9 protein-coding genes are annotated in these 10,287 nt (G+C 72.9%); 4 read left to right on the forward strand and 5 right to left on the reverse strand.

The window, feature by feature from the left end:
* Window positions 1-574 precede the first annotated feature (574 nt).
* Window positions 575-826 (reverse strand): hypothetical protein, encoded by a 252-nt coding sequence (locus tag AB0H57_RS31895; protein WP_357512379.1) that lies wholly within the window; start codon window positions 824-826, stop codon window positions 575-577.
* 103 nt (window positions 827-929) lie between these two features.
* Between AB0H57_RS31895 and AB0H57_RS31900 the strand changes: the two genes are divergently transcribed.
* The 4 genes from AB0H57_RS31900 to AB0H57_RS31915 all read left to right on the forward strand — a co-directional run bounded on the left by AB0H57_RS31900 (window position 930) and on the right by AB0H57_RS31915 (window position 7,593).
* A complete protein-coding gene (locus AB0H57_RS31900; protein ID WP_357512380.1) occupies window positions 930-1,370 on the forward strand; it encodes a PRC-barrel domain-containing protein in 441 nt (146 codons plus the stop codon).
* Window positions 1,371-1,662: 292 nt separating this feature from the next.
* Complete coding sequence (gene trpS, locus AB0H57_RS31905) at window positions 1,663-2,721, forward strand: tryptophan--tRNA ligase (RefSeq protein ID WP_357512381.1); 1,059 nt, start codon at window positions 1,663-1,665, stop codon at window positions 2,719-2,721.
* 280 nt (window positions 2,722-3,001) lie between these two features.
* Window positions 3,002-4,720: an arginine--tRNA ligase gene (gene argS, locus AB0H57_RS31910; RefSeq protein ID WP_357512387.1), complete on the forward strand. Its 1,719-nt coding sequence runs from the start codon at window positions 3,002-3,004 to the stop codon at window positions 4,718-4,720.
* A 77-nt stretch (window positions 4,721-4,797) separates the two neighbouring features.
* Window positions 4,798-7,593: a fibronectin type III domain-containing protein gene (locus AB0H57_RS31915; RefSeq protein ID WP_357512382.1), complete on the forward strand. Its 2,796-nt coding sequence runs from the start codon at window positions 4,798-4,800 to the stop codon at window positions 7,591-7,593.
* 57 nt (window positions 7,594-7,650) lie between these two features.
* Here the strand turns inward: AB0H57_RS31915 and AB0H57_RS31920 are convergent, their stop codons facing one another.
* The 4 genes from AB0H57_RS31920 to AB0H57_RS31935 all read right to left on the reverse strand — a co-directional run.
* On the reverse strand, window positions 7,651-8,472 hold the full coding sequence (locus AB0H57_RS31920; protein WP_357512383.1) for an isocitrate lyase/phosphoenolpyruvate mutase family protein: 822 nt from the start codon (window positions 8,470-8,472) through the stop codon (window positions 7,651-7,653).
* Between the two features lie 196 nt (window positions 8,473-8,668).
* A complete protein-coding gene (locus tag AB0H57_RS31925; protein ID WP_357512384.1) occupies window positions 8,669-9,364 on the reverse strand; it encodes a hypothetical protein in 696 nt (231 codons plus the stop codon).
* A 37-nt stretch (window positions 9,365-9,401) separates the two neighbouring features.
* Complete coding sequence (locus AB0H57_RS31930; RefSeq protein WP_357512385.1) at window positions 9,402-9,908, reverse strand: sigma-70 family RNA polymerase sigma factor; 507 nt, start codon at window positions 9,906-9,908, stop codon at window positions 9,402-9,404.
* Between the two features lie 153 nt (window positions 9,909-10,061).
* A partial coding sequence (locus tag AB0H57_RS31935) for a non-reducing end alpha-L-arabinofuranosidase family hydrolase (protein WP_357512386.1) occupies window positions 10,062-10,287 on the reverse strand: 226 nt, incomplete at its 5' end.

Raw genomic sequence — 10,287 nt, forward strand, 5'->3', positions numbered from 1 at the left:
ATCAATAGCACCCTGTTGAGTTCTCAAAGAACAACCACACACCATCCGAAGCCCCACAACCGCAGGACCCCATCCGGGGCAACTCGTCCACCATGTCCGCCGCTCTCGCGCCGGGCACTTTTACTACGTTACCTCACCGTCTCCGCCGTGTCAAACCGTGTGTCCCGGTCTGTCGTGCTTCGTACGGGTTGGCGCCGCTGAGCACGCACAGTGGCGAACCACCGCGCTTGATCATCGGATTGGCAGCCCGGCCGTCGCGATCTTCCGCGAGCTCGCCCGGTGCGCTGCCGGTCGACAACGTTACCCGGTCGGTTCCGCTCTGCCAAATCCGCCCTGCGGCGTGTCCGGCGAGCCCCGCCCGTCCGGGTCCGGCAGGAACTGTGCCCCTGTCTGACCCGGTGCCAGTTTCGGTTCGGCGTTCCCGGGCTCTCGTCCCGTTTGCCCCGTTCCGCGCTGGCAGAGAGAAAGTTACGCGTCTGCGGGTTTGAACGTCAAATCCGTGGGTAGCGGCCCGCGTCACACCATCTGCGCAGCGCTATCTTTCCTGGTCACGATCCTGCCTTGCCGCCCGCCGTCAGGCGTGGAGACGTCGCGCGGAGCGCCATCCGCGTACGCCGAGCACGCCGACCGTGGTGCCGATGGCGAGGGAGGCGGCGATCAGCAGGGCGTGCACCCAGCCGAACCCGGTCGGCGTGCCCGCGCCGACCGCTCCGGCGGACCAGGCGCGCGGGTCGTTCCAGATGGCCACTGCGAACCTCGGCCAGATCACCCACGTCCACACGCCGACTCCGACCAGGAAGAGCGACCAGCCACGCGACAGCACCATGGCTGGCCAGTATGCCAGCGGCGCCGGCGCGACCGGTTGTTTCCGGTTTTCGCCGGCCGGGCACTGTTCCAAGCCCAGGACGACGACTGGAAGGTAGGTCATCATGCAACCGTTCAATCCGTGGGTCTGGCGGGACCCGTCCGCACTCGCCGGCGGCTACGACCAGACCAGGCCGGGCGACGTGCCGGCGCAGCGGGCGGACGGCTCCGACGGCCCCGACGCTGCCGGCCCGGGCACCCCGGTGGACCTGGTTGGTTACCGGGTGGAGGCGACCGACGGCCGGATCGGCTCGATCGACCAGGCGAGCGACGAGGCGGACGCCCGCTACCTGGTGGTGGACACCGGTCCGTGGATCTTCGGCCGGAAGGTGCTGCTGCCGGCGGGCACGGTCGACCGCGTCGACCACCTGGAGCGGGCCGTCCACGTGGACCGCACCCGGGAGCAGGTCAAGAACTCACCGGCCTTCGATCCGGACGAGTTCGCCCGGTCCGACTACCGGCACCAGGTCGGCAGCTACTACGAGGAGAGCTACCGACAGGGCTGAGCCGTGAGCCGCGGAGCGGCTACGGTGTCAGGCATGGTCCGGCCGAGCAACTGCGCCCCGGAGACCGTGAACGGTCTCCGGGCGGCTGCCGTTCCGATCCTCCCGGGCCGTCCCCGCGACGGTCGGGAGCAGATCCTCGACGTCCTTCGTGCCGGTGGGCTGCGGTTCCGCGCCGGCGGGCGATGGCGGCGCTCGTTCTGACGAGCTGATTCCGCCGATCCGGGTCCAGCCCGGGTCGCTTCCCGCGCGCCCGCGCGCCCCACTCACCGTCCCACCCGAAAGGCGTACGACCATGTCCGCAGCACGGATGCTCACCGGTGACCGCCCCACCGGGCGGCTGCACCTCGGCCACCTCGTCGGCAGCATCGCCAACCGGGTGCGGCTGCACCAGCGGTACGAGAGCTTCTTCATCATCGCCGACCTGCACATGCTGACCACCCGGAACACCCGGGAGGACGTCGAGCGGGTCGCCCACAACGCCCGCGAGATGGTCACCGACGTCCTCGCCGCCGGCGTCGAGCCGGACCGGGCCACCTTCTACCTCCAGTCGGCCCTCCCCGAGGTCGGCGACCTGAACACGCTGTTCCAGAACCTGGTCACCGTGCCCCGGCTGGAACGGGTCCCCTCGCTCAAGGAGATGGCCCGGGACGCCGGCCGGGAGGAGATGCCGTACGGCCTGCTCGGCTACCCGGTCCTCCAGGCCGCCGACATCCTGTGCGTGAAGGGGCAGGTCGTGCCGGTCGGCAAGGACAACGCGGCGCACGTCGAGGTGACCCGGGAGATCGCCCGGCGCTTCAACCACCTCTACGGCGAGGTCTTCCCGGTCCCCGAGCTGATCATGTCGGAGACACCCACGCTGGTCGGCACGGACGGCTCGGGCAAGATGAGCAAGAGCCGGGGCAACGCCATCGCGCTCGCCGACGACGCCGCCACCGTGCGTCGGAAGGTGCTGGGCATGTACACCGACCCGAACCGGGTCCGGGCCGACGTGCCCGGCACGGTGGAGGGGAACCCGGTCTTCGCGTACCATGACGTGTTCAATCCGGACCGGGCGCAGGTCGCGGAGCTGAAGGCGCGCTACCGGGCCGGCCGGGTCGGCGACGTCGAGGTCAAGGAAGCCCTCGTGGTCGCCCTCAACCGCTTCCTCGACCCGATCCGGGAGCGGCGGGCCCGGTTCGAGGACCGGCCCGGCCTGGTCGACGAGCTGATCCACACCGGCACCGAACGGACCCGCGACGAGGTGCGCCGCACGCTCGTCGAGGCCCGCCGGGCGATGGGCCTGACCGGCACGTACACCCAGATCCGGCGGCGGGCCGAGCGGTACCGCAAGTCCACCGTCACGCCGGCCTGACGATCCGCGTACGCCGGCCGCCCGGTCCGGGTACGGCCTTGCGCCGTCCCCGGACCGGGCGGCTAGGCTGTCACCATGACCAGCCCGCAGCCGCACCTGCCGACGTCCCCCGACGTCCAGCTCGGCGCGCTGCGACGCCGGCGGTCCCCCGACCGCCTGCGCTGAGCACCCTCTCCTGCGACCGGCGGATCGAGCCGCCGGTCACCGCCGTACGCCCTCGGTCCGCCCGCATCCGAAGTTGGAGATCCGCGAGACGGATCCGAACGAGATCGGCGTACCGATGGATTGTGAAAAGCTGCTCACCGACCGGCTGGCGCCGGCGTTCGCGGCCGTGGCCGGTGGCCCGGTCGACCCGGTGGTCCGGCGCTCGCAGCGCGCGGACTTCCAGTCCGACGCGGCGTTGGCGCTGGCCCGTCGCCTCGGTCGGCCGCCCCGGGAGATCGCCGCGGCGGTCCTGGACCGCGCGGAGCTCGACGACCTGTGCGCGGTCGCGGAGGTGTCCGGGCCGGGCTTCGTCAACCTGACGATCTCCGACGCCGCGCTGGCCCGGATGGTCACCGCGCTCGCCGGGGATCCGCGGCTCGGGGTGCCGGCCGTCGCCCGGCCGGAGACCGTGGTGGTCGACTACTCGGCGCCGAACGTGGCCAAGGAGATGCACGTCGGGCACCTGCGGTCGACGGTGATCGGCGACGCGGTGGCCCGGCTGCTGGAGTGGCGGGGGCACCGGGTGGTGCGGGCCAACCACCTGGGCGACTGGGGTACGCCGTTCGGCATGCTCATCGAGCACCTGGTCGACCTGGGGGAGGCCGAGGCGGCCGAGGAGCTGTCGATGGGCGACCTGGACTCGTTCTACCAGGCCGCGCGGGCGAAGTTCGACGCCGACGAGCGGTTTCGGGACCGGTCCCGGCGGCGGGTGGTGGCGTTGCAGGGCGGCGACGCGACCACGCTGCGGCTGTGGCGGCTGCTGGTGAAGCAGTCCGAACGCTATTTCCTCACCGTCTACGACCTGCTGGACGTCACCCTCACCGCGCGGGACTTCCGGGGTGAGAGCAGCTACCACCACCTGCTCGCCCCGGTGGTCGACGAGTTGGACCGGCTCGGCCTGCTGCGGGAGAGCGCGGGGGCCGCCTGCGTCTTCCCGGCCGGGCAGGTGGGGCGGGACGGGGCACCGCTGCCGCTGATCGTCCGCAAGTCCGACGGCGGGTACGGCTACCCGGCGACCGACCTGGCGGCGCTCCGGCGGCGGACCGGGGAACTGGGCGCGACCCGGCTGGTGTACGTGGTCGGCCTGCCGCAGCGGCGGCACTTCGAGATGGTGTTCGCGGTCGCCCGGCAGGCCGGCTGGCTCGCCCCGCCGGCCCGGGCGGAACACGTCGGGTTCGGTTCGATCCTGGGTGCCGACGGGCGGATGCTGCGCAGCCGGACGGGCGGGTCGGTGAAGCTGGTGGCGCTGCTGGAGGAGGCGGTGTCCCGGGCCACCGCGCTGACCCGGGAGCGGAACCCGGAGCTGGACGAGGCCGAGGCGGCAGAGGTGGGCCGGGCAGTGGGGATCGGGGCGGTGAAGTACGCCGACCTGGCCAGCGACCGGCACCGCGACCACGTGCTGGACTGGGAGCGGATGCTGTCCCTGGACGGGAACACCGCGCCCTACCTCCAGTACGCGTACTCGCGGATCCGGTCGATCTTCCGGCGGGCCGGCGAGGCGGCCCGCCCGGACGCTCCGGTGCCACTGGCCGAGCCGGCCGAGCGGGCGCTGGCGTTCGAGCTGGCCGGCTTCGCGGCGGTGGTCGCCGAGGTGGAGCGCACGCTGGAGTTCCATCACCTGGCCGGCTACCTGTACCGGCTGGCCACCACCTTCAACGCCTTCTACGAGCGGTGCCCGGTGCTGCGGGCCGAACAGCCGGTGCGGGACGGCCGGCTGCTGCTGGCCGACCTGACCGCGCGGGTGCTGCGGCAGGGGCTAGACCTGCTGGGCATCCGCACCCCGGAACGGATGTGACCGGCCCGCGCGAACCGTCCCGGCATGCGATCCTCTACGCCGGGCGATCATCACGCCCGTCCACCTTGGGGAGACGAATGAAGCTTCTCTCGCGCGCTGGCCGGCGGACGGTTTCGCTGGTCACCGCGTCTGTGCTCGGCTGCGCGGCGGCGGTGGGGCCGGCGGCCGCGCCGGCCGCCGCGGCGGTGCCGGCACCGGCCGGTCTCACCACGGCCGGCCAGCCGTGCGCCACCGCCGAGCCCGGGCCGTACCTGAGCCCGGTTCTGCTCAACGACGCCCAGGCCGTGGTGCTGCGGGGCACCTTCGACCGTACGGGGGCCGGTGCCGCGCCACGGGCCGACTTCCAGGTGTGGGACGTCGCCGACCCGGCGCACCCGCAGCAGTGGCTGCGCGATGTCGGCGAGCAGAGCGACCAGGTCTACGTCCAGCTCGAGGACCCGTCCAAGCAGCTCGACGGCGTCACGTACGCCTGGCGGGTGCGGGTCCTCGACGGCGCGGACGCCTCGCCGTGGAGCGGCACCTGCCACTTCACCGTGGACCGCAGCGGCGGCCCGGCGCCGACCGTCGCCTCCGCCGAATATCCCGCGGGTAGCTGGGACGACGCCCACGGCGCGGTCGGCGTCCCCGGCACGTTCACCTTCACCCCGGCGTCCGACGACACCGTCAGCTACCGCTACCAGCTCTACTCGGGCGAGCTGTGGAACGAGACGGTGGAGGCGACGGTGGCCGCCGAGCGGCTCGGCGGTCCGGCGAGCGTCCGGTGGACGCCCCGCGCCGCCAGTTACCACTCCCTCACCGTGTACGCCGTCGACCGCGCCGGCAACCACTCACCGGCCGCCCGCCACGAGTTCCATGTCCGGGAGACCCGGCCCTCGGTCTACTCCTCCGACTACCGCGACTGGGGAGATGCGAACCTGGACTACAACGTCGGGGTGCCCGGCGCGTTCGAGCTGAGGTCCGGGCTCGCCGACACGGCGTCGTTCGCGTGGCGCATCGACCAGGACGGGCCGTCGGGCACGGTGCCGGCGAAGGCGGACGGCACGGCGACCGCGATGATCGCCCCCACCCGCGCCGGCCGGCAGACGCTGTACGTCCACAGCGTCACCCGTGACGGCACGGCGCACGCCGACCGCGCCTACCCGTTCCTGGTCGACGACGGCCCGAGGGTCACCGATGACACCGGTGACACCGGCGGCCCGGTGGTGCTGATCGGCTCGTCGCACACCTTCCGCCTCACGCCCCGGGCGCCGAACGTGCGGGCCTACCTCTACTGGCCGAAGTACTTCGACGACACGGGCGCCGAGCCCGTCGAGAAGGCGACCTTGCCGGCTCGCACCGACGGGACCGCCGACCTCACCTGGACGGCCACCGCCACCCGCCTCGACGGCCTGTACGTGCAGAGCCGCAGCGCGGACGGCCACCTGTCCGAGCCGCGCTACACCCGGCTCTCCGTCGACGGGGCCTGGCCGACGGTGACCCGCAGCGGCGGCGTCGACTTCGGTACGCCGGCGACCTTCACGGCCCGTACCCGGATGGTGAAGCCGGTCGAGTACGAGGCCGTGCTCGACTGGGACCCGGCGACGAAGCGGGTGATCAAGGCGGCGGCGGACGGCAGCGCCACGTTCACCTACACCGCGCCGAAGGCCGGTCAGCACTACGTCTCCGTCGTCGCCCGTAATGCCGCCGGGGTGACCACGGACGGGAATGCCGTGGGGTGGACCGTCACGGACCGTCCCCGCGTCACCTCGACCGAGTTCCCGGAGGACGGCGTCGGCCGGCTCGCCCCGGGCGTCTTCACCTTCAGCCCGCGCCTGCCCGGCACGACCCGGTACGAGTACTCGGTCAACGATTCAGCGTACACCTCGATCGCCGCGCAGAGCGACGGGACCGCGAAGTTGACCTGGACGCCGCCGGCCGCCGGGACTCACCAGTTGCTCGTCCGCAGCGTCACCGCCGGCGGCGTCCGGTCGATGAGCACCGGGTACGGCTTCAAGGTCGAGGCCCTGCCCCCGCCGCCGGTGACGAACCTCAAGGCGACCGGCGGGGTCGGCTCGGCCGCGCTGTCGTGGACGTTGCCGTCCATCCTGGACCTCAGTCAGGTGATCGTGCGGCGGGCCACCGGCACCACCGCGCCGTCCTCGCCGACCTCGGGCACCGCGGTGTACGCGGGCACCGGCCGGAGCGTGACGGCGACCGGGTTGGCGTCGGGCACCACGTACACCTTCCGGGTCTGGGTGAAGGACCGCGGCGGCCGGTACAGCACGGTCGCGCCCTCGGTGCGGCTGACCGGCACCCGGGCCACGATCGGCAGCAACGTCACCGCGCTCGCCTACGGCTCGGCGGTGACGGTCACCGGGAAGCTGGTCCGCGCCGACACCGGCGCCGCGATCGGCGGCGCGTCGGTGCAGCTGTACGGCCGGCGCAAGGGCAGCACCGCCTGGACGCTGATCGCCACCGCGACCAGCAACAGCTACGGCAACCTGGCCTACAGCCACAAGCCGTCGTGGAGCCTCGACTACAAGTGGGTCTACCGCAACTCCGTCACCTACCAGGGTTCGGAGAGCGCGCTGCGCACGGTGGGGGTGAAGACCACCATCTCGGCGTCGCTGTCGAGGACGTCCGTCGCCCTCGGCGGATCGGTCACGCTGTCCGGCAAGGTCTCTCCGTCGCACGCCGGGAAGTACGTCTACCTGCAGCGGTACGTCAACGGCCGGTGGACCACGGTGGCCAACCGGACGCTGTCGTCGACGAGTGGCTACTCGTTCGCCATCAAGCCCTCCGCGCGGGGCACCTACACCTACCGGGTCCACAAGCCGGCCGACACCGACCACCTGGCCGGCTACAGCGTCACCCGCAGTTTCAAGGTCTCCTGACCGGGGCGCCGGGCGGTCCCTCCACCTCAGCGCGGAGGGGCCGTCCGGCGGTGGCGGTCAGCGGGGCACGGCGGGGCGCTCCGCCATCAGCCCGTCGAGTTCGGCGAAGTCCAGGGCGCCGTCGAGCCCCCGGTAGGTGCCGGCGGCCAGCAGCTCCCGGGTGGCCCGCCGCGTCGCCGCGTACGCGGCCAGCGCGATCGCCGGGCCGACGCTGATCCGGACGACGCCCAGGCCGGCCAGTTCACCGACCGACGGTGCGCCCGGCCCGGCCATGACGTTCAGCGGCACCGGGATCCCGGCGGCGAGCGCCGCGATCGTGTCGGGGTCCGCCACGCCGGGGACGAAGATCCCGTCCGCGCCGGCGGCGACGTAGGCCACCGCCCGGTCCAGCGTGTCGCGCAGCCGGGTCGCGGGGTCGCCGAGGGCCAGCAGGTACGTGTCGATCCGGGCGTTGACGAACAGCGCCGGGCCGGCGGTCTTCCGGGCCGCCGCGATCCGTTCCGCGTGCTCGGCGGCCGGCCGCGGGCCGTCCTCCAGGTTCACCCCCGCCGCTCCGGCGTCCAGCACCTGGCGGATCGTCCCGGTGACCCCGGCGGGATCGGCCGCGTACCCGTCCTCGATGTCGGCGGTGACCGGCACGTCGACCGCGGCGGTCACCCGTGCGATCAGGTCGAGGGCCCGTTCCCGGCCCAGCGCCCCGCCGTCGCCCGCGCCCACGCTCCAGGCGACCGCGGCGCTGGTGGTGGCGATGGCGGTCGCCCCGGCCTGCTCGATCAGCCGGGCGCTCGCGGCGTCCCAGGCGTTGGGCAGCACCAGCGGTTCGCCGGGGCGGTGCAGCAAGCGGAAGCGCCGAGCCTGGTCCTCGTACGAGTTGGTCATGGGCCCAGCGAACCGCTTGTCGGGGGTCGAGTCTGGCGGTTTTCGGCCGGCACCGTCGGCAGGTACGCCCAGTGGGAGCCAGCCAGGAATCGATTCGGGTGAGCCGGCCGGGCGGTCGTTGCCGCGGCCGCTTCGGTGACCAGGCGAGACCGCACCGACGCCGGAGCGTCCATACGGCCTCGTCGCAGCTGGTGGATCAGCCGTGCACGGCCTCCGCCTCGTCGGTGACGACGATGCCCTCCGCGAAGCGGACGATCTGGTCCTCGCTGAGGCCCAACTCCCCGGGAACCTGCACCAGGACCCGCCGGCCCGCGGCGTCCGGGAAGATCAGCCACCGGGTGGCGGACAGCTTGCCCTCCGCCTCCCCGGGGAAGCCCAGCTGACCCGCCCGCCCGTTGATGTCGACAGTCGTCACGGGCGACTCGGCGGGAAGGTGGGACAGACCTTGCAGGGACACCAGGATCCGGCCCTCGAAGCTGACGGCGCCCCCCGGGGGAATCGGCGGGGCCGGGTCCTGGCCGGGCGGGGACACCACGAACGCGCTCCGGTCCGACGCGACCACCTGCCAGCCCTCCGGCACGGTACTCACCTCGAAGCCGACCGGCTGGGTGCCGGTGTAGGCGACGAGCCGCAGCCGCGACTGCGGCGCCGTCGTGCCGGGCCCCTGCGCGACCGGGGCCGTGGCGCCGCCGGGCTGGCCGAGCTGGGCGGCACCCAGCGCCACGGCGACGACGGCGGCGACGGCCGCGCCGGAGACCGCGAGTCGCTGCCGCCGACGGCGGGTCAGGGCGCGCTGTCCCCGGGCCACGTCGCGGGCGACGACATCCGCGCCGGTCTGGTCGGGCGTCACGCGATGCGGGAGGTTCCGCAGGACGTCCATCACGTCTGGCATGTCAGTGCTCCTTCACTCGGGCGGGGGTCAGGATCGATCAGGCGAAGTGGTGCACCTGGGCGGGGAAGATCGCCCGTAGCCGCTCCAGCCCTCGGGCGCTCTGGCTCTTGACGTTGCCCTCGCTGCACCGCATGGCATCGGCGGTCTCGGCGACGCTGAGCCCTTCGACGTACCGCAGCACCACCGCGGTCCGCATGCTCGTCGGCAGGGTGGCCAGCAGCGCCAGGACCTGCGTCTCGTCCCCGTCCGGGGCATCGACGGTGGCCACGTCGGGCAACTGCGCCCGCACCTGCTCCCGCCGACGGAACAGGCTGCGGCGCTCGTCCGTGGCCGCGTTCACCACGCATCGCCGCGCGTACGCGTCCACCGTGTCCGGCCGCACCCTCGGCCAGGCCAGGTACAGGCGGGTCAACGCCGTCTGGACGACGTCCTCGGCCTTGGCCAGATCACCGGAGACCAACAGTGTCGCCACGCGCACCAGTGCGGTGCGCCGGGCCGTCACGAACTCGGTGAACTCGCGATCCCGTTCGGAAGGCCGCGTCACGGGCCACCCACCTCTCCTCGTCCCCGCTTGCCACTCGGACACCTCTCATACGGAATCGCCGTCGGGTCCGTTGCATGCCGGCCGAAGTGGCTGTCCACGTGACGCGCGGCGGGCCCGGCGCGTCGCGCCGGGCCCGCCGTTGTCGTCATACGGTCAGCGTTGCAGGGTGAGCAGGCCCGGCCGGTACGGCAGCAGGCCGTAGTCGCCGCCGGAGTTGGGGGAACGCCCCTGGTAGAGCAGCCGGAGGTTGCAGGGGTCGACGGTCATGGTCTGGTCGGCGTTGCTGCGGATCAGTTCGCCGTGGCTGATGTCGTTGGTCCAGGTGGCGCCGCTGTTGGCCTTGCCGGCGAACGGGTTGCTCTCGGTCGCCGCCTGCGGG

This window comes from Micromonospora sp. NPDC050686, from assembly GCF_040654475.1.
GTDB lineage: Bacteria > Actinomycetota > Actinomycetes > Mycobacteriales > Micromonosporaceae > Micromonospora.